The following is a 24,017-nucleotide window of genomic DNA, read 5'->3' as shown; positions in this document are numbered from 1 at the left end:
AGGAAAGCTAGAATAGTGGAGTGCGAATAAACATGATTCCCCGCGATATTATCCCCGGTCCTTCCGGCCCGACCGTGCTGCTGTTGCACGCCTATCCTTTTGATCACCGTATGTGGTTGCCCACGGTGGATCGCCTAGCGGGGGTGCCGATTTTACTGGTGGATGCCCCGGGTTTCGGCGAATCCGAGCCTTCGATGGACACCCCCTCTTTAGATGCCTATGCCGACCAGATTGTGGCTGGGATGGGACGATTCGGGGTGGAACGCATTATCCCGGTGGGTAACTCTATGGGTGGCTACGTAGCTTTAGCACTGCTGGAACGCCACCCGGACGTAGTGGCTGGCCTGGGACTATTGGGAACCCGCGCGGATGCGGATTCGGTGGATGCCAAGGCGGGACGCTTCGAAAACCTGGTGACGATGCTGGCGGGGCGGCGCGAAGAATTGCTGACCCCCCAGGTAGAATCGATGTTTACCGAATCCACGCGCCGGGCTCGTCCCGAGATTATCTCGCAAGCGGTGCAGTGGTCACGTGATGCCACTGACGAGGGAATCAGCTGGGCACAGCGCGCCATCGCGTCGCGCCCGAATCGTTTGGATTTAATCGCCGCCTTCCACAAGCCCGTGTTGGTGATGCGCGGGGAAAACGACACGGTTACACCCCCGGAACAGACCGCCGCTCTGGCACAGGCGGCGGGAGTGGACGTGATAGAGGTTCACGACACTTCGCATTTGATTCCGATCGAGAATCCCGGCGCGGCATCGCGCCACATTATGACCCTTTATCCCCAATGCATGTAGGGGTGACTCTTTTGGCGGTGCGCCGCTCCCGGTAACTTGCGGGTGCGCGCACGCGGGACGGAGAGGGGGAGCACCCCCTCAACTTTGGCTACCGCCAAAGTTTCACCCCCCAGTCCCGCGTTTGCGTCGCACTCCGCTGCGCCATCGGGAGCGGCGCAAGCGCTGAGAGAGGGGCACGGGAGGGGAAACCAGGGGGAATTTGGGCGATTTGTGGGGAATCTGCGCTGTAACAGTCTCGCGGGTGCGCGCACGCGGGACTGCGGGCGTGACAAATTCAGGAAAAAACACCCCTGTAATGACCGAATTTGGCGTCCCCACCGCAAAATTTCCTGATTTTGTCACATTTTGAAAATAAGCCTAAAAATAAAGTTTTGGCGACTCCGAGGAGTCGCCAAAACTATGGGGGTGTTAGGAGAATAGCTTGTGTTTTCGGATGGCACCTCGTGAACCCGAAAGGAAAACCGAGGATAACCAACCCGCGTCGGCGCCCCAAACCCCAACTTAGAGCAACCGGCGCAAGCGCAACGCTACTTGTCGCTTTCCTCTTCCGGCAGGGCGTAAGCATCCACATCGGAGTCGGTGGGAATCTCGACGGGAACGCGGGTTTCCTTTTCTTCGCCTCCCAGCGGGGACAAGCCGGCGATAGCCGCAGCGGCCTTGGAACCAAGCAAACCGCGCATTTCGTCCAGGTAGGCCGCGACGGATTCGCGCTGGCGCTCCAGTTTCTCAACGGTGCGCTGGGCGGCGGCGCGTTCGGCTTGTGCTTCGGCTCGAGCCGATTCGCGCAACTGCTGCGCTTCGACTTCGGCGGCGGCAATAGTGGCTTCGGCGGTGCGGCGGGCATCTTCCTGGCGACGACGCACCACGGCATCTGTGTCGGTCAGCAGCCGCTCGGCACGTTGCAGGGTTTCACCCAAGTGTTTTTCAGCGTCCGCGACCTGGGACTTCGCGGTGGCGACCATCGCGGAGGTCTCGGCGCGGGCTTGCTCGTGGGCTTGCGCGTCGGCTTCACGAGCGGCCGCCCGGGCAGAAGCAATCTCGGTTTCGGTGTCTTGCCGGGCTTTCTCAGAGGTGGCCTTGATTTCTTCGGCCTCGCGGCGTGCCTTGGAGGTAATCTCGTCGGCCTGGGCGCGGGTTTCAGCCAGCAGTTTCTCGGCCATTTGTTGGGCTTGTTCGCGAACCTGGGTGGCTTCGGCCGTGGCGGCCTCGCGCAATTCCTGAATCTCTTGGGCGGCGTCGTTACGCAGCTGGGTGGTTTCCTGTTCCGCCTTGACGCGAGCCTCGACATAGTCCTTTTCAGCCTGGGCGCGTTGCAGTTCGGTTTCCCGGTCAGCGGTGGCACGCAGGTCGTTGACCTGGGTGTTTACCTCGGCGCGGAGGGACGCGGCCTCACGTTCGGCAGCCGCGACTAGCTCGTCGGCGCGGTGCTGGGCGTTGGTCAAAACGGTTTCGGCCTCGGTTTCGGCTTGGGTGGTGCGTTCCTCGGCCTCGCGGCGAGCCTCGGCTAGCATGGACGCGGCTTCGGCTTCGGCGCGCTGGGTCAGACGCTCGGTGTTAGACCGGGTGCGCTCCAACAGAGCCTCCGCGTCGGCATTGGCCTTGTTGATAACGGTGGTTGATTGTTCCTCGGCGGATCGCAGCAGCTGTTCGATGCGCTCGCCCAAACCGGTATAACTGGATTTGTCGGTGTCACGCAGACGCTTCTGAGCCTCGGACAGGTCTCCCGCCAAAGTGGCGTTGCGGGCGTCTAGGGTTTCCACCTCCCGCCGTGCTTCCGCCAAAGCGGTCATTAAAGTCTGTATTTGCAGGTCAACCTGTACGCGGTCGTACCCACGCATCACGATTGGAAAATCTGTCTGCTCTTCGGTCACTTCCAAGTCCTCCTATAAAGACTTTTGATAAGGGCCACCTGCCCCGCCCAAATAGTATATCTGCAAGAGTAGTCTATACCGTAAAACCGGTATCGCGTGCTCATTATCTACATTCTAATTGCAAGTCGAGGTGTATGGGCAATGTAGGTAGAGTAATTTGTGTTTTGTGTCGCAATCCGAACTTAAGGAGTCCTATGCTGTCAACTTTTCGCGCGAAACACTTTGCTGGCGTGGTTTTAGTGCTGGTGCCACTGGTGATTTTCGTGCTGGGGGTGGGGGGGCTGACCTGGATGCGTCCCAGTGATTTTGTGACCGTAACCTCCCCTCCGACCCGTTCGCAAGTAGTGCTGACCGGCAAGAATGTTCTGGAATCGACCGCTGAATCGGTGACGATTACGGCGCGAGCCCCGCGTGACACCGAGGTTTTTCTGGGGATTGCTTTGACCTCGGATGTTCAAGCTTTCGCCGCCGTTACTGATCATGAGGTGCTGGCCGATTTTTCCGGCAAAGACAGTTTCGTGACTCGTCATGTTTCCGGGAAAAAGGCCAATTCAGCCATTAGCGAACAAACGAAGTCGCCCGCCAAGCCAGCACCTCATGAAACCGAGCAAAAACCCGCCCAACCCACCCAAGCCGACGCGGCTGACCTGCGGAAACTAGACATTTGGTCGCAAAGCGCCACCGGGAAAGGCACGGTCAGCCTGAAATGGACTCTGTCGGATTCACGGTGGAGCGCGGTAGCCTTCGTGGGCAACCCGGTTGCCACCGGGGACAAAACAGCGGCAGATGCGGCTAAAGCCACCGGTCAGGGCGGCAAGGATGCCAAGGGTGCCAAGGGTGGCAAAGGTGCCAAGGATGCCAAGAGTGGCAAAGGTGCCAAGGATGGCAAAGGTGCCAAGGATGCCAAGGGTGGCAAAGGTGCCAAGGGTGCCAAGAGTGGCAAAGATACCAAGGGAGCCTCCAAAACCGGCAAAACCGATTCGAAAACGGCGGCGAAAACCGTCGGTCCGACCCTGCAACTCAAGTGGCACCGCGAACCCTCCCTCGCCCCCGCCTGGTTCATGACCATCGTCGGGGTGCTCGCGCTGCTGGCCGTGTTGGCGTATATCACGCTGTCATTCATCTCGGAGTTGCGGTCAAAGACGCGCCGCGCCGCCGCCGAAGAAAAAGACAAAACCATCCGTCTCGCCGCCGAAGCGGTGGGGGAAGTGGAAGCCTCACTGCATCCGCGCCGCCGCAAATTGCGCTACTTAAATTCACTAACCGGGATTCACGAGGCGCCATCCAACAATGGCGACGCCGATTCGCTCGCTGCCGATTCTGAAAACACGGGCGACACCACGGAAAACACCGCCGATGACACCTCTGCGACTCATGAAACCCCCAGACCCAGCCGACGCGAACGCAGACACGCGAAACAAACCGCCGTTGAACCCGACAGCGACGACCCTGGGGCGCAATCGACCGACACCGAACCGGAGGCACAGCTATGAAAACCCGTTTTCGCCCGTTTTTTTCCTCGCGTCACGCCGTGGCGATTACAGCGGCTGTGGCAATGGCGATATCGTTGGGAGCCTGTGGATACACCCCGAAGCTGGTCAGTTCACCCACCGGCGGGAAACAGCCCCCGGCTTTGAGTGAAACCCGGATAAACGCGCTGGTAAACGAGGCCAACCAGGTCGCGGCCGCCGGGGACGCGGCCAAAGACTGGCAGCAACTCGCCCCCAGATTCCTCAACCCTGCCTTGGCGATGCGAAACGGGGAATACCGCGTAGCGAGCGTCGCCAACGGTGCCACTGTTAAACCGTTACCGCTGGCGAAACCCCAGATTATGACCGTCAGTCAAGCCGGGTCGTGGCCAAGATACCTGTTTACGGTCTCGGCGGGAGCACAGAACGAAGCCCCCCAGATGTTTGCCTTCGTGCAAAGCCAGGCGCGGGCAAACTACGGGTTGTGGGGGCACGTGCGGTTGTTCCCGAAAGCCAAATTTCCCGCAACCTTCAAACCGGAAGTTGGCTCGCCCGCGGTGCCCGCCAAAAGTAAGGAACTGGTTGTGAACCCCGGAGCAGTGGCAGCGGCCTATGTTAAGGTATTAAACAATCCGGGGGACAGCGCCAAAAACCGGTTCGATTTTGGGGCGGATTCCTTTGTGGCGGCGTACAACCATCGCCGCGACTCTTACCAACAGCTGGCATCCAAATCGCACGGACTGCAGGTCAATGTCAATGCCAAACCCGGGGCGGGGTTCGTTGGATTGGGAACCATCAGCGGGGAAGCGCTGATTATGGCCGAGTTGCAATATGACGTGACTATGAAATCCTCGCGTCCCTTGAATCTTAATCCGGTGGCGCAAGCTTGGGTGGGCAAAAACACCGCTACGAGCACCCTGAATGAAACCCATACGGCACTGGTACTTTTCAAGATTCCAAAACGCGGCCATGACGCGAAAATCCGCGCCTTGGGAGCCGCCGAAGCGGTGACCGCAATGTCAGCTGATTGAGCGGATTAAGTTGCCTTTGCTGCCGACTTCTATTACTCTAGCAATGGAGGTAAGGAGTTAAAATGAGTGAAAATCAGTTGAAAAATCAGGCGAGCGCCAGCGTGGGCGACGAAACTAGCGAGTCAGCCGATGCAGTGCTGGACGGGGACTTGGTACGCGACGTAACCATCGCGGAATTCCCGCAGTTGGTGGAACTGTCTAAACAGGTTCCGGTGGTGCTTGACATGTGGGCACCGTGGTGCGCGCCCTGTCGGCAACTCGGCCCCGTTTTGGAACAGCTGGTACAAGAATATGCGGGGAAGATTGTGCTCGCGAAAGTCAATGTTGACGAACAAGCTGAACTTGCCCAAGCCTTTCGCGTCCAGAGTGTTCCGGCGGTGTTCCTGCTGCTAGACGGGCATCCCGCGCCACTCTTCACCGGGGCGCTGCCCGCGAGCACAGTGCGCGCCGCTTTCGATAAAGTCCTCGAACTCGCCGCCAGTCAAGGCGTAGCCGGTCGGCTGCGGGTTCACGAGGCGCCAGCGGAATCGCTAGCACCTCGTGAAACCCCCGAACCCGAACTACCCGAAGCGCTGCGCGAGGCGGCAAAACTGGTTACGGCCGGAGAATTCGCGCCCGCCGTCAAAGCATACGAAGAATACGTGCGGGAAAACCCCGAAGAGGAAACCGCCGTCGCGCCGCTGCTGGCCAGGGCGCGGCTCGGTGCGCGCGTCGAAAGTGACGGCACCGCCGCCGGAGTCGCCGCCGTCGAACGCGGCAATGCCGCCCCTACCACCGATGTTCCCGCACAGCTGGCGGCGGCCGATGCTGAACTCAACGCTGGGAATGCGGTGGAAGCCCTGTCTCGGTTGTTGGCGGTGGTGCGGATGACCACCGGGGCAGACCGCGAGGCAGCGCGGGCTCGCATGGTGGAGTTCTTTGCGATTCTGGGCGACGATCCGATTGTTCCCGCCATGCGTTCGCGTTTGGCGACTTTGCTTTACTAGCTGTTGTTTGTTTTGCGTCGGCTTGCGGCGCGACGCGGCGGGACGCGCGCGGCGCGTGTTGCGGGTTTATCTGTGTTGGTGGAATGTTTGGGTGTGTCCGCGTCTGGTGGCTTTGCTTTACTAGCTTTTGTTTGCTTTGTGTCGGCTTGCGGCGCGGCGCGTGTTGCGGGCTTATCTCGTTATCGAGGTTTCTCAATAAGGGGCTTATGTGTTCATGAGTGACGGCTTTGCCGCCGACTTCACAGCGGGTTTGGTTACGGATTTCTAGGCAGTCCGGGTTTTAAGCGCAGCCTTGGATTTAGCTGGGCTGGGGGTTTTAGAATTTGCGGCTGTTTTGGTTTTGGACGCGGTCTTGGTGGAAGCCTCGGTCTTGGTCTTGGGAGCGGTCTTGGTCTTGGGGGGAGTCGCAGTCTTGGGGGCGGTCTTGGGGGGAGTCGCAGTCTTGGGGGCGGTCTTGGGGGGAGTCGCAGTCTTGGGGGCGGTCTTGGGGGGAGTCGCAGTCTTGGGGGCGGTCTTGGGGGGAGCCGCAGTTTTAGTCTTAGGCGTGGCCTTGGCTTTGGGCTGGGCTTTAGATTGGTTCTTGGGGATGACCATCGAGATTTCGACACTCATAGTGCGCAGGCCACGCCCCAAGGCTCCGGTGTCGTCCAAGGACACGGCCAACAGCAGCGCGCCCTCCACACCGCTGATGGTACGTTCCGACAGGGATGCCGCTGAACCGCGCCCCGCCCCGGCACTCAACATGGCCTTCGTCAAGGCTCCGCGCCAATTCATATAGTGATCGCGAATCGCTTCGTGAAAAGCCGTGCCGCCTTCATCCAAGGTCAGTTGCCCCCACAGGCTGGGGCGTTCGCCATCCCGAAAGAACGCCAGCAGTCCCTCGAACATACCCTCGATATGCCCCGCCTCCAGCGGGGCGATGACGGCATCGTGAAACTCGGCTTCCACTGCGGCCAGCACCTCATGCATCATCTGCGACTTACCGTCGGGGAACAAGTTGTACAGCGAGCCACGCCCTAGCTGCGTCGCCGCGCTGATTTGCGCCATTCCCGCCCCGGTATAGCCGAGTTCCTCGAAAATATTGGTCAGTTCCTTGACGACTACTTCGCGACTAGGTTTACCCATTTCCGCACCTTCCTGCCGGTTTTAATACCACTAAGGCCAGTATCACCCTAAACTGGAACATTCGGTACAATGGCGCGCCGGGCGATGCGTTTTCCGATTCGGACAAAATAAAGACACACTTTTTAAGCTTTTAATCTTTAGTTCTTAAGCTTTAGTCCGGATGCCGCCCAGACACCTAAAAACGGTAATCCGCCGACCGGAGTCGACGGATTACCGCCAGAAAGGAGAAGTAGAGCTTCTAGCTTCCGAAATTGTAATGCAAATCGGGAGAGTCCGCAGCGCGTTCCGCGTTGGTTGCCAAACCGAGTTCGGTGTAGCAATCCATCATGTCGTTGCGTGGCACGACGCGAACCTGGTATCCGTAAGGACCGGCCTGGGTCAAAGCCCGGGTCAGTTCATATTTGAACATCCCGTTTTCTTCGCCGATGCAGTTCATCGCATATACGTCGAACTTGGAAATACTGTCGTCAGGGGTGACTCGACCGAAAACAACCTGTACCTCTACATCCTCGGGGCGCAGATTACCCAGGCGGATATCGGCGTGGAAGGTCACGTTGTCTCCGACAGTCGCGACATCACCGACCTTGGACACGACATGTCCGACCGCAACCTGGTTCCAGCCGGAGCGCACCCGCGCCTTGTAATCGGCCAGCGACCGAGCATCCCCGTGACCCAGGGCGTTCAAACGGCGTGAAGCCGCCGCAACCGGGGTATAGAGCTGTTCGACATACTCGCTGACCATGCGCTGTGCCTGGACGTGAGGCCCCAAGGTGGACATGGTGTGGCGCACCATCTCCATCCAGTGACGGGGAATCCCGGTTTCGTCGCGGTCATAGAAGCGCGGGGCGATGCTCTGTTCAATCAAATCGTAGAGCCCAGCGGCCTCAATCTGGTCGCGGCGCACCGGGTCGTCGACGCCTTCGGCAGTGGGGATAACCCAGCCGTTACGTCCGTCGTACATCTCGTCCCACCAGCCGTCGGAAATCGACAGGTTCAAGGCTCCGTTGATGGCGCACTTCATGCCGGAAGTCCCAGAGGCTTCTAGGGGGCGCAGCGGGTTGTTCAACCACACATCCACCCCCGGCATCAAGGTTTGAGCCATGTCCATGTCGTAGTTCGGCAAGAACGCGATGTGGTCGCGGATTCCGTGTTGATCCGCGAAATGCACCAGCTGTTGAATCAGGGAAACGCCCTGTTCATCATCCGGGTGGGATTTGCCGGCCACAATAATCTGTACCGGATGCTTCGGGTCGGTCAAAATCCGCGCCAAACGGTCGGGGTCATTCAGCATCAGGGTCAGACGCTTATAGGTAGGTACCCGCCGGGCAAACCCGATGGTCAAGCGGTTGGGGTCGAGAATCGAATCACACCAGCCCAGTTCCGCTGGGGATGCCCCGCGTTCTAGCCAGGATTCGCGCACCCGCCGCCGGGCATCTTCCACCAGCTGTCGGCGCAGATCACAGCGCATCTTCCACAAATCCTCGTCGCTGATACCGCCTTCGGAAGCCGGGCGTACCCAGCGGTAGGTATTCACGTGCTCCCCGGGGTTTTGGTGTTCGCGAGCCAGGCCGGCTAGCCGTCCGTCGGTCCAGGTCGGCCCGTGAACCCCGTTGGTAATCGAGGTAATCGGCACTTCGGTGACGTCGAAACCGGGCCACAACTGCTGGAACATCCGTCGGGAAACCTTGCCGTGCAGCTTGGCTACCCCGTTGGCTTTGCGCGCCATGCGCAGCCCGAATACGGCCATGTTGAATAAATTGGGTTCGCCGCCGGGATAGTTTTCCGCCCCCAAATCCAGCAGCTGTTCGGTGGAAACCCCGGGAATCTCGATGGCGGACAGATAGCGATGCGCCAAGCCCCGGTCGAAACGGTCGATACCGGCCGGTACGGGGGTGTGGGTGGTGAACAGGGTACCGGAACGCACGGCTTCGATAGCCGCGCCAAAGTCCAGCCGTTCGTCGCCGCACATGAGTTCGCGAATCCGTTCGACTGCCAGGAATCCGGCGTGTCCTTCGTTGCAGTGGTAGACCTCGGGGGTGGGAGCGCCGGTGATTTGGCTGTACAACCGCAGGGCTTTCACCCCGCCCATGCCCAACAGGAATTCCTGTTCCACGCGGTGTTCGCTCGAACCGCCATACAAGCGGTCGGTGACCTGGCGGGTGGCGGTATCGTTGATTGTCACGTCGGAATCCATGAGTAGCAAGGGAACACGTCCCACATGCGCCACCCAAATCTGGGCATTCAAGGTGCGATGGTCGGGCAGAGGCACGCTGACATAAGCCGGGGTGCCGTCGTGGTTACGCAGCAAGGTCAGCGGCATGTTATCCGGGTCAATTACGGGGTACGATTCACGCTGCCACCCTTCGCGGGTCAGAGACTGGCGGAAGTAACCGGATTGGTACAAAAGTCCGACACCGATGATTGGCACGCCCAAGTCGGAGGCCGACTTCAGATGATCGCCGGCCAGAATCCCAAGCCCCCCGGAATACTGGGGCATTACCGCAGTGATGCCGAATTCGGCCGAGAAATAAGCGATAGCCGACGGTTTGTCGGGGCTGTGGAAATCTGACTGGAACCACAGGGGCTTGGTCAGATAATCGTTGAGTTCCCGTTCCAAATCTGCGGCCTGACGTACAACGTCGGGGTTGGCAGAGAGTTCCGCCAGTTTCTCGGTTGGGATGGAACCTAGCAACGCGACCGGGTCGTGTCCGACTTCATCCCAGACTTTGGGGTCGAGGGACGCGAAAAAGTCGCGCGTTTGCCGATGCCACGACCAGCGCAGATTTTGCGACAAGGCCGCCAAAGGCCGTAGGTTTTCGGGAAGAACAGAACGTACAGTAAATCTTCGTATTGCTTTCACCCTCCTATCCTACGGGTTTCAGCGTGGCTTGTGTCGTTGTTTCGGATTTTTTCACGTTTTTTGGGGTCGGTTTTAAAGGGTGTCATTTGAAATTCCGCGCTATTTCCCAAGTATTTATAGGGTTTTGGCGACTTTTCCCGGAGTCGCCAAAACCCGATTTTCCCGTCGATATTCCCCAGTGTGTCAGGGGGAGGTGGCAGAAATTCATGAAAAAATTGGGGTGAGGCTCAAATATATTGAGCCTCACCCCCAAATTTTCGTGAATTTCTGCCATTGACCAAGAAAAGCTGGGGGGAATAATTTAGGATGCATCTATGACTACCGCAAAGAAATCGGCGAAAACCAGCAAAATGGCTACCTCGGGTGGGAAGACTACCCCGGGTTCCGGGAAGACTACCGCGTCCGCCCCGGCCGCCATGCCCGCCTCGGGCGGGAAGGCTACCTCGGGTTCTGGGAAGGCCGCCTCGGGTTCTGGGAAGGCCACCCCGGCCGCCAAATCTGTTGCCGCGTCCGCTAAAACTGTGTCGGGGACCTCGAAATCTGTGCTCGAGACATCCGCTGAACCTACCTCGGCCGCCGCGTCCGCCCCAGCTACCTCGGGTGGGAAGACCGCCTCGGGTGGGAAGGCTACCTCGGGTTCCGGGAAATCCGCCGCGTCCGCCAAATCTGTTGCCGCGTCCACTAAAACTGTGTCGGGAACCTCGAAATCTGTGCTCGAGACATCCGCTGAACCTACCTCGGCCGCCGTGCCCGCCTCGGGTGGGAAGACTACCCCGGGTTCCGGGAAATCCGCCCCGGCCACTGCGCCCTCGCGCCGGTCGCGCCGCGCCAAAACCACGATTCCGCCGAACTACACCCTCCCGGCTTCGGCCGAAATACCGCGCGTGTCAGTAACCGAGGTTGCGCCGGTGGTCGAGGAAACCCGCTTTCCCGCCAAAGCCGCGATTGGCGAGGTTTTCCCCGTTACCGCCACGGTTTTCGTCGAAGGACACGCCCAGTTCGGAGCCGATGCTGTGCTGCTGCGTCCCGTCGCCCCGGCTGACCGGGGCGAAGCTGGATATGACATCTATGAACCGTTACCGCACGTCGACGACCCCGCAGCCTGGGAGGTAGTCGACCGGGCACGAATGCATGAAATCGGGCAAGGTTTGAACCATTTCCAGGCTGAACTCCAGGCAAAAACTGGGGGACGCTATGCTTTTGCGGTGGAATCCTGGGTGGATCCGTATCTGACTTGGGTTCACGACGCGAAGGTCAAGATTGCGGCCGGGATTGACGTGGAGTTGATGCTAGAAGAAGGCGCCCGCCTGTTGGAACGCGCCATAGCGGGCGAGGCGCCCCGCCCGGTGGGTTCCACGGCCGCCGCCCAGCCGCCGTTGGCTGACGCGGATAAGGCAATCCTCCAAGGTGCAATTGCGGGTTTGCGCGAAGCCCGACATGCCCCCGAGATTCGCTTGACAGCCGCGACATCTGACCTGGTGGCGGCGATTTTCCGGGAAACTCCACTGCGGGATTTGGCGACTCGTACCCGGCTGTTTCCGTTGCGTGTCGACCGGGAACGAACGCTCGCGGGTGCCTGGTACGAGATTTTCCCGCGTTCGATTGGGTCGCGTCGCGACGCGGATGGCAAAATTGTCTCGGGCACATTGCGGACGGCTGCGGAAATCCTGCCTGACGTGGCGGCGGATGGTTACGATGTGCTGTATTTGACGCCGATTCACCCGATTGGGCGGGCGTTTCGTAAGGGCAAGAACGCGACGCTTCATTCGGCGCCCGATGACCCCGGGTCGCCGTGGGCTATCGGTAACGAGTTCGGCGGTCATGAGGCGATAGCCCCGGAACTGGGCACTTTGTCTGATTTCGATGCTTTCGTGGCAAAGGCGCGGGGCTTGGGACTCGAGGTTGCCCTGGATTTCGCCTTGCAGTGTTCCCCGGATCACCCGTGGGTCAAGGAACATCCGGAGTGGTTCAAGGTTCGCGCCGATGGTACTATAGCATACGCCGAGAATCCGCCGAAGAAATACCAAGATATTTATCCCCTGAATTTCGATAACGACCCCGAGGGGCTCTATCGCGCGATTCGCGGGGTTATCGAGTTTTGGATAGACCATGGGGTGACGATTTTCCGTATGGATAACCCGCACACTAAACCCGTGCGGTTCTGGCAGCGTTTGGCGGCCGATTTACAGGCCACACACCCCGAGGTTGTGATGCTGGCCGAGGCCTTTACGAAACCTGCCATGATGCGTGGCTTGGCCAAGGCTGGTTTCCACTTGTCTTATACCTATTTCACGTGGCGCAACGGGAAACAGGAAATAACCGAGTACCTCGAGGAACTGGCCTACGAGACGGCGCATGTGTTGCGTCCGGCGTTCTTTCCGATGACCCCCGATATTTTGACCGAGTACATGACGGCCGGTCCGGCGGCTTTCAAGGCGCGGGCGGTATTGGCGGCGCTCAGCGCACCGACTTGGGGAATTTTGGGGGGCAGTTACGAATTTTGTGAAAACGTGCCGCGTCCCGGGGTCGAGGAAGCCATCGACAATCCGAAGTATGAAATCAAACTGTATAACTGGGAGGCGCGTGACCAGTATGGAATCGCGTCTTTGAACCGGGTATTAAATGGTATCCGCCGGGCACATCCGGCTTTGCTCCAGTTGCGAAACATCAAATTCCATGGCTGTGACAACGAGAATATCCTGGTGTTTTCCAAGCACTTGGATGCGAGTCACAGTCCGACTGGCAAGGACGATACGGTGTTGGTGGTGCTAAACCTCGACCCCCACCATACCCAGGAGGGGTGGATTTATTTGGATTTGCCGTCGTTGGGGCTATCCCCTCATGAATTCGGCGCCGCCTGGCGGGCGGAAAACCGTGGCCAAAAGGTCTTCCGCGTCACCGACGAACTGTCCCGGGGACTAACCGCCCCCGACGCCGCGTCCGACGCCGCGTCGCACGGGCAAACCTCGCCGTATACCTTCACCTGGGCCTTGGACAACTTCGTGTCCCTAAATCCAGCGAAATGCTGCGCCCACGTTTTTTCTTTTTCAACTTTGCCCTAAACCGGCGCGACTTATGTCACACTATAAACATGGCAAAGATACCTGTTTCCTCCGACCTGCTAAATCAGGTCGCTTACGCGAATTATTATTCTCCACACTCCATTCTGGGTCCGCATTCCGACGGCTCGGATGTAACTGTCCGCACTGTGCGACACATGGCGGATAGCGTCACGATTGTGACCGAGCACGGCGATTTCCCCGCCGAGCACGAACAAGATGGAGTGTGGGTCGCGGTAATCCCCGGCTCCGAGGTCGGCGATTACCGAGTGCGGGTGCGGTATGGCGACAATGAAGTCCTCGCCGACGACCCGTATCGTTTCTTGCCGACCCTGGGCGAGATGGACACCTATTTGATTAGTGAAGGCCGCCACGAGCGCCTGTGGGACGTGTTGGGGTCGCACCTGCGGCACTATGACGGGCCGATGGGTGCGGTTGACGGCACGGCTTTCGCGGTGTGGGCGCCGAACGCCCAGGCGGTGCGAGTCGTGGGTGACTTCAACTTCTGGGACGGTTCTGCTTCGGCGATGCGTTCATTAGGCGCCTCCGGGGTATGGGAGCTTTTCATCCCGGATGTGGGGGTCGGGGCTCGTTATAAATACGAGATTAAAGGTCCCGACGGCGGGTGGCATCAAAAGGCCGACCCGATGGCGCGCGCGACCGAGATTCCTCCGGCTACGGCCTCGGTGGTGACCGATAAGTTCCACGAGTGGAACGATGCGGCGTGGATGGAGCGGCGCGCGGCGAATGCCGAGTCGCATCCGATTCACACCCAGCCGCTGTCGGTTTACGAGGTTCACGTCGGGTCGTGGCGCGAGGGCTATGGCTATCGGGATTTGGCGCAACACCTGGTGCCCTATGTTAAGGAAATGGGTTTCACTCACGTGGAGTTCATGCCGGTGGCCGAGCATCCTTACGGGCCGTCTTGGGGATATCAGTGTACGTCTTACTATGCCCCGACGGCGCGCTACGGTACGCCCGATGATTTCCGGTATTTGGTGGATCAGTTGCACCAGGCGGGTATCGGGGTGATTCTGGATTGGGTGCCGGCGCACTTCCCCAAGGACGACTGGGCGCTGGCCGGTTTCGATGGCACGGCGCTCTACGAGGATCCCGACCCGCAGCGTGGCCAGCACCCGGATTGGGGCACTTTGGTGTTCAATTTTGGGCGGCGCGAAGTCAAGAATTTCTTGGTGGCCAATGCGCTGTATTGGATGCAGGAATTCCACATCGACGGGTTGCGGGTGGATGCGGTGGCGTCCATGCTGTACCTGGATTATTCCCGTAAGGAAGGCCAGTGGCATCCCAATGTCTATGGCGGGCGGGAAAACCTCGAGGCCATTGCTTTGCTCCAAGAGGTTTGCGCCACGTGTTACCGGGTGTGTCCGGGTACCACCATGATTGCCGAGGAATCCACGGCTTGGCCCGGTGTGACCGCGCCGACCAGCGGCGGTGGGCTTGGTTTTGGGTTCAAGTGGAATATGGGCTGGATGAATGACACGCTGCGTTATTTCGCCGAGGATCCGGTCAACCGCAAGTGGCACCACAATGAACTGACGTTCAGCCTGGTTTACGCGTTTTCCGAAAACTTTATGTTGCCGCTGTCTCACGACGAGGTAGTGCACGGCAAGGGCTCGATTCTGTCCAAGATGCCGGGCGATTATTGGCGTCAGCTCGCGGGTTTGCGATTGCTGCTGGGATACCAGTGGACGCATCCGGGCAAACAGTTGATTTTCATGGGTACCGAGTTCGGCCAGGGTGGCGAGTGGAATTCGGGGGCTTCCCTGGATTGGTGGCATTTGGATTCCCCGCAACACCAGGGGATTCGCCGGTTGGTGACAGATTTGAACCGTTTGTATGCTTCGGATCCGGCTTTGTGGTGTGATGATTATCGCGGGTTTGAGTGGATTGATGCCTCGGATGGGGATCACAACCTGTTGACTTATATCCGTAAGGCTGACCCGGATCAGTCTGGTTTCGTGCCGGGCGTGTTGGCGGATGGTTTTGGTGGCGCGCCCTCGGACGTGTTGCCGGTGGTTTCCGCTGGGTGCGGGGATGGTTGTGGCTGTCATGAGGTGCCATCCGGGAATCCTGGCGGTGGTGACACGGCGGTGAACCCGGGGGGAGTGTCGGTTGCGGCCAGCGATTCATGCGGTTTGCTGGCTGTGGTGGCGAACTTCTCTGGCAACCCACATGATCCTTTCCGGGTCGGCTTGCCTTTTGCGGGCGAGTGGGACGAGGTTTTGAACTCGGATGCCGAGATTTACGGCGGTTCCGGGGTGGGGAACATGGGCAAGGTTCTGGCCGAGGATATCCCGTGGAATGGGCGGCCGGCGTCGGCATCCTTGCGGATTCCGCCGCTGGGGGTGCTGATTTTGCGTCCGTCTGCTGGTAACCCGAACCGGCCGCGCTAGTTCTGGGGTTCCTGCTGGCTGTGGTGGTTCGCGAATCACCACAGCCAGTTTTTTTAAGTACCCGTGGCAGAAATTCCGGTGAAAATGTGGTGGAGGCTCAATATAATCGAGCCTCCACCACAAATAACCCCGGATTTCTGCCAGGGTTTTAGTTAGCCAGGTTTGAGATACTGGTTTAAATGGGCTGCGGCAAATATCTGTATCTGTGGGTCTTGATTTTCTTCTCCAAATATTCCTGGGTTTGCTCCCATTCGTCCCAGATTTGCCCATAGCTTAGCCGGATTACAGAATATCCCTGCAGGTCGGCATACTCGTCTCTAACCCGGTCGTTGTGAGTAGCGGATTCACTGGAATGGTAGGCGCGACCGTCGCATTCCACAATTAATGATTTCCCCACTAACAAGTCAACCCAGCCGATGTTTCTCAGGGGCTCTTGGGGTTTGACCTTTATATTTCGTCGCCTGAAAAACAACCTGATACGGGTTTCGCTACCCGATTGAGCTCCGCGTTCAAAAAACCGCAGCGGTTTTCGTTTCCGTGCAGTCAGTCCAGCAATCAGCGCTTCGCCGTCACTGAAGGTAATGAACCTATTATTCACGGCCGATTCTAAAACTATCAACGCGGTTTCTGGGTCATGATGTGTCATTACATCTACGAGGCAGTCTTCAACGGATCGAATAGCGCTGATTTCTCGGTTACCTCCGCGATGCGCCGTTATGCCTCGTTTAGCCAGGCTGGAATCGACCGCAGTATGTTCCGGGAGGCAAATGTGCAGTCCCTTTTGGTACTTCGGGGGAATCCACAGTCCGTGCACTTTACATCCCGAGATGCATCCGACTTGCCCGCCGTGCTTTATGGCTCGTATGGCGTCTTGATGGGCATCGTTCGTGGCGTACCACCCGTGTCTAATCTGGCGTAGTTTTCCTTCTGACACCAGCTTTTCTTGTCGCCGCCGAGAGATTTGACGTTCTCGCAGCATTGCCGTGGAAAATATGCCTCTGTAGTATTCTTTGTTCATGTTAGGTATTGTTACATACTTAATCGTCTAATATCAATAGGTATAGAGTTTGTAGATGCTGTTTTAGGACTTTGTGGGTTGTTGACGGGGTGATGAGTATGGGTCGGCGTGGCTTTTGAGGGGCAGTTGCGGCTGGTGTTTTGTTGGGGGATCGTGGTGGTTGTCTTGGTTGGTAGCTGTGGGGTTTTCTGTTCATGAGGTGCCATCCGAAAAATCCGCTCGTGCCGTTTCTGTCGCCTGGTCTGTAATAATTGGGGCAGTGGCTGGGAAATCCTGTGGCGCCCCATGAAACCATAAAATGCGATTGTGATTTATATCACAATTAATCGGCTGTAAGACTGGAGGCTTCCCTTACATATAAAGGTTGTAAGCGAGGACGGGAGCCTCGAGGGAAACCTTGGGGGTAAAACCTCGGAGGTTGACCTTAGGGTGAGCTCATGAGAGCCCGTTGTCCTAGCCTAAAAGCCTTGTTGGGCGGGGGTTAGGAGCGTTTCCGAGTTATCCGCAACTGGAAAATTTCAGCAAAAAGCTGAATTTCGGAATCGCAACATTGATAATTAACAATGGTGAGGTAAGCTGTGTAACTGGATGCCTGTATCCTCAGGCTCTGGCGAGCGGCAAACGGGGCTCAAGGATAAGCCTATAATTCCCTCGCCTTCTACTACCCAGATGAAGGGTGTTTTGATGATGAATTTTGGTAAGAAGATGGCTGTTGGGGTTGCATCTGCGGCTTTGGTGGCTTCGTTGGCTGGGGTTCCGGCGGCTGTGGCTGGTGTTGGGGATGAGATTAAGTTCCCTGATGGTGGTTCGTTTACTCGTGTTTCTGGTGATTCGCGTATTGATACGGCTTTGGCTGTGGCGGAGAAGTTGTATAAGGATTCTAATTCTTCTTTGAAGACTGCGTATTTGGTGTCTTCTCGGGATGAGAATATGGTTGATGCGGCGACTTCTGGGATGTTGAAGGATGGTATTGTCTTGTTGGTACCGTCGGATCGTTCGGGTCAGTTGTTGTTGGGTGCGACGATGAAGACGAAGTTCCCTAATGTTAGCAAGTTGGTTGCTGTTGGTGGTAAGAAGGCTGTTGCTGATGAGGCGGTGGCTGCGGTTAAGAAGATGAACGATAAGATTACCAAGACCGAGCGTTTGGATGGTAAGAATCGTTATGAGACGAATGTGGCGGTAGCTAAGGCTTCGTATAAGAGTTACTCGGTGAGCCGGGTGTATTTGACTCGTGGGGATCAGCTTGTTGACGCGTTGACTGCGGGCGCGGCTGGTGATGGTCCGGTGTTGCTGGTGAATCACGAGGGTGATGTGGATAAGGCTACTAAGGAGTATTTCGAGAAGCTTACCTTGAGTGCTGATGGTGTGGTGCTTGGCGGTAAGAGTGCTTTGTCTGAGGAGCAGGTTAACAAGATTCTTGGTGAGACGAAGAAGCTTGACCCGTGGTCTTATTTGAAGACTACTGCGGAGAAGAAGGCTGATGTGCAGCGTGCGGCAGCGGTGTATTTCGGTCAAGATAAGTGGCAGCGCATGGGTAAGGGATTCATCGAGCAGAAGTATTGGGATCCGAAGAAGGTTGATGAATACAACTACTTCGGTAACGGGTATACCGGCGGTGCTGTTGTTGGTGAGTCTAAGGATCCGTCTACGGTTAACGTGAGTGTGAATGTGACTGATCCGAAGAAAGCGTTTATTGGTTACAAGGATTCTACCGAGAAACTGGGTAAGAATGTTTTAGCGTTGACTAACAAGCACACCGCGCTGCAGGCAGATTTGGATGTGGCGTTGCGTAACGCTATCGCAGAGAAAGTCAAGGCTGGTGAATTCGTAGGTGGCACCGCTGACGTACGTACTAAGGCTGGGGCTAAGGCTGATGCGTTGTTGAAGGCGGTTAAGGATATGTATGGTGTGTCTTCCCAGGCTGCTGGTACCACGTTTAAGAAGGGTAAGCTTTCTGATGGTGGGGCGTTTACTTTTGATAGTGATACTGACGAGATTACTGGTTTGAATACTGATTTCTTCAAGGGTATCGAATCGAAGCTATCTTCTGGTGATTGGAGCGAGGTTAAGGCCTACATGATTGGTACTAAGCCTGCTACCTTGGGTGGGGCCGTCTACCTAGACATTGATTCTAATGCCAGCAACGTGCATGCGAATGACCCGGTTCCGGCTGGTAAGCCTGTGGTTGATGGTGTTAACTATGATGCTTTGTTTAACCAGGCTACTTCTGAGTATAAGTCTCAAAAGGAGAAGGCTGATAAGGCGAAGAAGGATTTGGTTGACGCGGTTAACTTGTATTTCGGTAAGGAACGGATGAATCTGGTTACCCAGGAGGGTACGTGGCCGCGTTTGGCGGGTAAGGATCGTTACGAGACTTCGGCTTTACTCGCGGTTTACAGTCTTTTGCGGGGTTCGTATCTGCATCAGGACAAGGTCGATCCAGTTAACGGGCGGGCTTATTTGGCCTCTGGTGATGATGCGCATCTGATTGATTCCGTGGTGGCGGGTCAGTTGACGGATGGTCCGATTATGCTGGTACCGACCTCCGGTAAAATCAGTGAGCCGGTTTTGAAGCATCTGGCGTATTTGAAGTACCGTACCACTAACCTGGGTACTTTCGCTATTGGTGGTAAAGTCGCTATCAGTGACGAGGTACGTGATGAGGCGGTTAAGGCTTTGCGTAACGCTAAAGACTACGCGGGGGCTGACTACCTCGGTGAGGTCGGGAAGAAACAAGAAGAAGCCGCCCTCCAACTGGTAGACGCCAGTAATAAGGCTGTTGAAAACGTGGATATGCCAGAGTCTGGCGCTACCCTGGCTCTAACCGCTAAACTCACCGATAAATCCGCTGTGCCTGTGTTGAGCCACACTGTGAGCGTGAAGAAAAACAACGTAGTCTCCACCGACCTTACCGCTACGGTGTCTAACAACAACACCCTGACCATCACCAAGAACGCTGGCGCGTCCTTGACGGCTGGTGACGTGTACACTGTTAGCGTGAAAGACGGCGACAATAACACCGCCCAGGTCACTGTCACCATAAAAGCGGACACCGTCACCCTAGACGGCAAGGACGTCGCCCTAGACGACAAGACCGTCACCTGGGCTAATGCTTTCGAGCTGTCGTTGAAGCTCAACGACCAAGCCGTTACCTCAGCTGCTACCGGCCTGCAAATCAATGGCAAGAACAGTGGCGCTGACGCAGCGGCTCCGACCGTGGCTGATGATGGCGCTAACGGTAAGGTGAAGGTTACGGTGACTCCGGGTACCACCAAGTTCGGTACCTACGAGATTACCGGTAAATACAACAACAAGAAGTTCAAAGCCACATTCGTCTACAAGGCCGGCAGCCCCACCGAAGTAACCGGCAAGGTTGCTAGCGGTAGTACTGATACTGTCTATGAGCTAGGCGAAACCAACGCTGTGAATGCTGGTGCTTTGTTCTTGGATAAGGACGGCTTGACGGTACTCGGTGCCGCTGCCTCGGATGCGACTCATGACACCAGCAAGCACGGCATCAAGGTTGCTACGGCTAACAAGGGTGCTTCGAAGTTACTCTACGTGCCTGCAGGTAGTACGAAGAAGCTCTACATCATCAAGTAGTAAGTTTCCTAACACGTAGGTGCCCTTCCTTGCGAAGAGTAGGGTTAGGTCGATAACTGAATAGAAACGGGGCTACAACCAATAAGCCCTGAACACCCCGATGGTGCTCCCCAAGTTTCACTTGGGGAGCACCACGGTTTAACCCGCGAATTAAGGCTTAGTGGACAAATTGCGTCTAAAAATTGGGGTTTAAACGGGGGTAACCGGCAGGATTCCGTGTTTTTAATTCGGGTTTTTGATTGGTATATCAATGGAAGGTCGGGGTTGTTTAGCTTTTTTGCTTAAATCGTGACCATGTTTGACATTTCTCAAAAGCGTGTTCTAGGCAACTGTACTCCTGTCACTGGCTTACAAGTCCCAAATGACGTGCCTAAACGCCAAGGAGAGGCGAAATAAGCACTTAGGTAGTAAACCACTCCCCCCGAAAATCCGCCAGCAACATGCCCGATAAAAACACACTTTTATGCTGCGGTTACCCTTAAACGGGTTGTTTTCCCCGGTATATGCCGGGGAAAACAATCACATGCTATGCTGTTACCTCGGATGGCTCCTCATGAACCCGCCGGGGTTTCGCGATTCCCAGAGGGTATGTAAATATCGAATTTGATTTTTTTGTGCTGATTCGTAACGCCTGTTTTAAGCAACCCGTCCAACACCCCGAAACTGCGGGTAAGCATGTCCCCGAGGATTTCTACCGCGCTAGAGGCGTATTTTTCACATAGCTGAGCATAGCGGTGATTCATTGCATCTCGCGGCGAGCTACAGGGCATTTCGTCCGAAATATCCATTTTCAATAAAGCACTGCCTGATGTCACCCACTTCTGTGTGGTAAGAATCACATCGGCTTGGTAAAGGATTGTGTTCAGGCTGAAAGGGGCTTCTTTTTCAGGAGGGGACGCCACGATTAGCGCCATTTCCTTGGGGATGTCACCCTCGTCTTGTGTACGTAACGTAGCAAGAGGCGTGCTCATCAGTCGAATAATCCGTGAATCCAAAATCCGCATTCTTATACCTCACGTAAACACTGGAAACCCGCAGGTACACTCTGAATAGTGAACTTAGGCCATGGTTGTGATTGGTAAGAGTGTGGTTCCTCTTGGTATCCCGATGTAGAAACCTGATAAGACAATGTTTCCAGAGGCGTGAGTGTAGGGGACACCGCCATCGCGGCAGGAGCGGGAGTGTCGTCAGGAGCATCAGACACGGCTGCGGTAGGAGACATTTTAGGGGCGGTTGTCAGTCCCGGCACGGCGGAATCGGTGCTAGGCTGCGTCAGGCTAGCACAGTTCGCAGGGTATACCTCGTAGTTGATTTCCGCGCCCACCGCCAGAGCATAAGCACGAATTGTGCGCAGATTAGGGTTAGTTTCCAGGCTTTCAAAACGCGACACGAATCCCTGGTCACTGCCCATCCGCGCAGCCACCTCCTTTTGTGTCAACCCTTCAGACTCCCGCGACTTACGTATTTTCACAAGCTGCCTAATCATTTCTCGGTCGCGTTTAACCTGACCACGAGCCAACAGAAACAATGCCCGCTCCTCGTTTTCGCTCACAGCACGCGCCTCCTCACGCCACTCATGCAAATCATGCAACTTGACCAACTCATGCAACTATTCTGGCACATCAACACCACCACAGTTACGGAAACAAAAACCAAATATGCCATTCAAGACATACGGCTACAAGTATGGCAAAAAAACCCGACTCAGGTCAATTCCTGCGAGACTCGTGTTCACACCTGCGCTTATCACAAAGTCGAATCACCTGATTTTGCTGCGTCTTACTATCCTTATCATCCACGTCTTTTATCAAAGCCCCCAAGCTGACAAGCCAGTCAGCATAGGCATCTGGCTCGTAATGAAACACGCGGCAACGGCAGTGGCGTTTGCCCACATCGAAAGGCTCTGGAACCCGCAGTTCCCCTATCAAAGGCTGGATACGAGTCCTGTCAGCGTCTTTAGGCGTAGTGCGAACAAAACCATGAGCTTCCTGCTCCAACACACCGCAAGACGCTTCCTCCAGCAAAATATCGATTTCCCCGCGCAGCTGCGCTTTCATATACTCGTTGAACTGCCACTGCCCAAACACGGCATTTAAATCCTCCGTAAGCCAACAAGGCATTTCAAACCAAAAACGCCCAGACCGGACATGACCATCAAATTTTTTCCCCGGATGGATCCAAACATAAGGATTCCCACGAGGAGTACAAGCACGCAAAGGCTGTAACCAGTCATCCATGTCACCACCCACAACTGACCACCTTTCACCGCCTGCATCACCTACGGCATTTACAACGCATTTGAAATACCAAACCCGATTCTAACAAACCAAACCAGGTATAAGCCCGTGATATGAAACATCTGTTTAAACTGGTGAGGTTAACCGCAAGTTGTGGACATGTCCCTTACGTGCGCTTGTGGTTGTTTGCTGGTTTTTTCTTGTTGTTCTAGGTTGTATTCGAAATCCACTGGGGTTTTTAGTAGCCGATGGATGAGTGGCGCCGTCGGCGGTTGTAGACGACCTCAATCCACCTAACAACGCCTTGTTTCGCCTCAGCCCTGGTTGGCCAGGTGAAACGATGGTAGAACTCGTTTTTCAAGGTTGACCAAAACGACTCAGCCATCGCGTTATCCCAGCAAACCCCGGTGCGTCCCATGGATTGGTCAACCCCGAGTTGTTTAGTGACCTTGTGAATCTGCTCACTGGTGTATTGGGCGCCACGATCAGCGTGGAACACCACCCGGCCAGGGAAATCCCCGCGTAGGGTTTTAGCCATCACCAGAGCACGTTCCACCAGATTCGTGTCTTGGTGGGTGTCCATAGCCCAGCCCAACACCCGCCGGGAACAGCCGTCACGTACCACGCACCGGTACAGCCAGCCCTCCCCGGTACGCAGATAAGTAATATCGGAAATCCACACCGTGTTGAGCCTACCCGTGTCCCAAACCCGCTGCACCCGGTCAGGAATCGAGTGGGTCGCAACCCCTGGGATTGTAGTAACCGGGCGGAAACCACGCGGGGAAACACCCTCCAGACCCTGACGACGCAGCGAAGCCGCCACGGTTTTCACATTCACCGGCGAGCCCGCCTCATGTAAATCAGCTGTAAATCCGAGGAGCCCCGTACACCCCGTCAGACGCGGCATGAAACACGCGCACCCGCTCATCAAGCACGGCCTGGCTCCTAGCCCTTTTAGATAGTCCTTGTGCTTTTCTATGCGCCCAGGCATAGTAGCCCGACCTAGACACACCCAAGAGTCTGGCCATACGCACGATTTCAAAGTTAGCGCAACTCCTGCGCCATTAGTTCAAACCGTTCACCGGTGGTCGCTTCGACGCAGAAGTTGTGCGGCCGCTTTTCCCAAAAACTCGTTATCCTTGCGTAGTTCCTCAATCTCCCGGCGTAATCGTCTCAGTTCGGCGCGTTCATCGACGGACAACTCGCCATCTGGCTCGTTTTCCACAGTCTGCCGGTAGCTATGCACCCACCTACACAACGTCTGCTCAACTAACCCGAGTTCCTGGGCTACATGCGCAATCGCCCTACCCGACTCAACCACCAAACACGCGGCCTCCACACGATACTCCGGCGTAAACCTCCGTCTTGTTTTCCTCACTTCAGACATAGTGACCTCCCTTCCCAGCGAGACACCAAATCCCTAACCGCGATGTCCACAAAACCAGGGTAACCTCACGGGTGCGTGGTGTGTGTGGTCAAATAAAAGTGAGACGGCAGGTATGCGGCGGGATTCTTGAATCGAGTTTGGACTGAGGAGGAGTATC

General features: G+C 56.5%; 15 protein-coding genes and 1 pseudogene. 7 read left to right on the top strand and 9 right to left on the bottom strand.

The annotated features are described in order from the left end of the window. Window positions 1-20: 20 nt before the first annotated feature. Complete coding sequence (locus F4555_RS07725) at window positions 21-800, top strand: alpha/beta fold hydrolase (RefSeq protein ID WP_231282839.1); 780 nt, start codon at window positions 21-23, stop codon at window positions 798-800. A gap of 527 nt (window positions 801-1,327) precedes the next feature. On the opposite strand, the gene F4555_RS07720 is transcribed toward F4555_RS07725, so the two are convergent. Next, window positions 1,328-2,671: a coiled-coil domain-containing protein gene (locus F4555_RS07720; protein ID WP_004015348.1), complete on the bottom strand. Its 1,344-nt coding sequence runs from the start codon at window positions 2,669-2,671 to the stop codon at window positions 1,328-1,330. A gap of 194 nt (window positions 2,672-2,865) precedes the next feature. Here F4555_RS07720 and F4555_RS07715 point away from each other — a divergent pair, with 194 nt between their 5' ends. The 3 genes from F4555_RS07715 to F4555_RS07705 all read left to right on the top strand — a co-directional run bounded on the left by F4555_RS07715 (window position 2,866) and on the right by F4555_RS07705 (window position 6,157). Continuing rightward, a complete protein-coding gene (locus F4555_RS07715) occupies window positions 2,866-4,164 on the top strand; it encodes a hypothetical protein (RefSeq protein ID WP_103758621.1) in 1,299 nt (432 codons plus the stop codon). After that, entirely contained in the window at window positions 4,161-5,171 is a 1,011-nt protein-coding gene (locus tag F4555_RS07710) for a hypothetical protein (protein ID WP_004011705.1), read from the top strand. The genes F4555_RS07715 and F4555_RS07710 overlap by 4 nt, the downstream gene beginning before the upstream one ends. Window positions 5,172-5,233: 62 nt before the next feature. Further along, the gene (locus tag F4555_RS07705; protein ID WP_103758620.1) at window positions 5,234-6,157 is read left to right on the top strand and encodes a tetratricopeptide repeat protein; all 924 of its coding nucleotides are present in this window, start codon (window positions 5,234-5,236) and stop codon (window positions 6,155-6,157) included. 264 nt (window positions 6,158-6,421) lie between these two features. On the opposite strand, the gene F4555_RS07700 is transcribed toward F4555_RS07705, so the two are convergent. The 3 genes from F4555_RS07700 to F4555_RS07690 all read right to left on the bottom strand — a co-directional run bounded on the left by F4555_RS07700 (window position 6,422) and on the right by F4555_RS07690 (window position 10,980). Then, a complete protein-coding gene (locus F4555_RS07700; RefSeq protein ID WP_115325844.1) occupies window positions 6,422-7,282 on the bottom strand; it encodes a TetR/AcrR family transcriptional regulator in 861 nt (286 codons plus the stop codon). A gap of 238 nt (window positions 7,283-7,520) precedes the next feature. Beyond that, a complete protein-coding gene (glgP, locus tag F4555_RS07695; RefSeq protein WP_103758619.1) occupies window positions 7,521-10,142 on the bottom strand; it encodes an alpha-glucan family phosphorylase in 2,622 nt (873 codons plus the stop codon). 301 nt (window positions 10,143-10,443) lie between these two features. Beyond that, a complete protein-coding gene (locus F4555_RS07690; RefSeq protein WP_036342101.1) occupies window positions 10,444-10,980 on the bottom strand; it encodes a hypothetical protein in 537 nt (178 codons plus the stop codon). Window positions 10,981-11,026: 46 nt separating this feature from the next. On the opposite strand from F4555_RS07690, the gene F4555_RS07685 reads away from it, so the two are divergent. Together F4555_RS07685 and glgB are read left to right on the top strand one after the other, a co-directional pair. Beyond that, window positions 11,027-13,204 (top strand): alpha-1,4-glucan--maltose-1-phosphate maltosyltransferase, encoded by a 2,178-nt coding sequence (locus F4555_RS07685; RefSeq protein ID WP_115325845.1) that lies wholly within the window; start codon window positions 11,027-11,029, stop codon window positions 13,202-13,204. A 29-nt stretch (window positions 13,205-13,233) separates the two neighbouring features. Beyond that, complete coding sequence (glgB, locus tag F4555_RS07680; RefSeq protein WP_115325846.1) at window positions 13,234-15,615, top strand: 1,4-alpha-glucan branching protein GlgB; 2,382 nt, start codon at window positions 13,234-13,236, stop codon at window positions 15,613-15,615. Window positions 15,616-15,790: 175 nt separating this feature from the next. Here glgB and F4555_RS07675 read toward each other — a convergent pair whose 3' ends face one another. Beyond that, window positions 15,791-16,633 (bottom strand): type IV toxin-antitoxin system AbiEi family antitoxin domain-containing protein, encoded by an 843-nt coding sequence (locus tag F4555_RS07675; protein WP_004013980.1) that lies wholly within the window; start codon window positions 16,631-16,633, stop codon window positions 15,791-15,793. A 669-nt stretch (window positions 16,634-17,302) separates the two neighbouring features. Here F4555_RS07675 and F4555_RS07670 point away from each other — a divergent pair. Beyond that, window positions 17,303-20,236, top strand: a complete 2,934-nt coding sequence (locus tag F4555_RS07670; RefSeq protein ID WP_103759241.1) for a cell wall-binding repeat-containing protein — start codon at window positions 17,303-17,305, stop codon at window positions 20,234-20,236. Window positions 20,237-20,787: 551 nt separating this feature from the next. On the opposite strand, the gene F4555_RS07665 is transcribed toward F4555_RS07670, so the two are convergent. The 4 genes and pseudogenes from F4555_RS07665 to F4555_RS07650 form a co-directional block, all read right to left on the bottom strand. Then, the gene (locus F4555_RS07665) at window positions 20,788-21,240 is read right to left on the bottom strand and encodes a hypothetical protein (RefSeq protein ID WP_004016321.1); all 453 of its coding nucleotides are present in this window, start codon (window positions 21,238-21,240) and stop codon (window positions 20,788-20,790) included. 2 nt (window positions 21,241-21,242) lie between these two features. After that, on the bottom strand, window positions 21,243-21,788 hold the full coding sequence (gene relB / locus F4555_RS07660) for a type II toxin-antitoxin system RelB family anti-toxin (RefSeq protein ID WP_004018537.1): 546 nt from the start codon (window positions 21,786-21,788) through the stop codon (window positions 21,243-21,245). A gap of 157 nt (window positions 21,789-21,945) precedes the next feature. Beyond that, on the bottom strand, window positions 21,946-22,473 hold the full coding sequence (locus tag F4555_RS07655) for a hypothetical protein (protein WP_160151205.1): 528 nt from the start codon (window positions 22,471-22,473) through the stop codon (window positions 21,946-21,948). 140 nt (window positions 22,474-22,613) lie between these two features. Beyond that, window positions 22,614-23,860: pseudogene (locus F4555_RS07650) on the bottom strand (IS3 family transposase). Window positions 23,861-24,017: the final 157 nt, after the last annotated feature.

The sequence above is a fragment of the Mobiluncus mulieris genome (assembly GCF_014204735.1).
In the GTDB taxonomy this organism is placed as follows: Bacteria; Actinomycetota; Actinomycetes; order Actinomycetales; family Actinomycetaceae; genus Mobiluncus; species Mobiluncus mulieris.
Note: the sequence above shows the minus strand (reverse complement) of the source record. Positions and strands in the feature narration are given on the sequence as shown.

Coding starts and splice junctions, on each gene's coding strand:
- F4555_RS07710 (WP_004011705.1), top strand. CDS start 4,161: ATGAAAACCCGTTTTCGCCCGTTTTTTTCCTCGCGTCACGCCGTGGCG.
- F4555_RS07675 (WP_004013980.1), bottom strand. CDS start 16,633: ATGAACAAAGAATACTACAGAGGCATATTTTCCACGGCAATGCTGCGA.
- F4555_RS07665 (WP_004016321.1), bottom strand. CDS start 21,240: ATGCGGATTTTGGATTCACGGATTATTCGACTGATGAGCACGCCTCTT.
- F4555_RS07715 (WP_103758621.1), top strand. CDS start 2,866: ATGCTGTCAACTTTTCGCGCGAAACACTTTGCTGGCGTGGTTTTAGTG.
- F4555_RS07700 (WP_115325844.1), bottom strand. CDS start 7,282: ATGGGTAAACCTAGTCGCGAAGTAGTCGTCAAGGAACTGACCAATATT.
- F4555_RS07655 (WP_160151205.1), bottom strand. CDS start 22,473: ATGGATGACTGGTTACAGCCTTTGCGTGCTTGTACTCCTCGTGGGAAT.
- F4555_RS07705 (WP_103758620.1), top strand. CDS start 5,234: ATGAGTGAAAATCAGTTGAAAAATCAGGCGAGCGCCAGCGTGGGCGAC.
- glgB (WP_115325846.1), top strand. CDS start 13,234: ATGGCAAAGATACCTGTTTCCTCCGACCTGCTAAATCAGGTCGCTTAC.
- F4555_RS07670 (WP_103759241.1), top strand. CDS start 17,303: ATGAAGGGTGTTTTGATGATGAATTTTGGTAAGAAGATGGCTGTTGGG.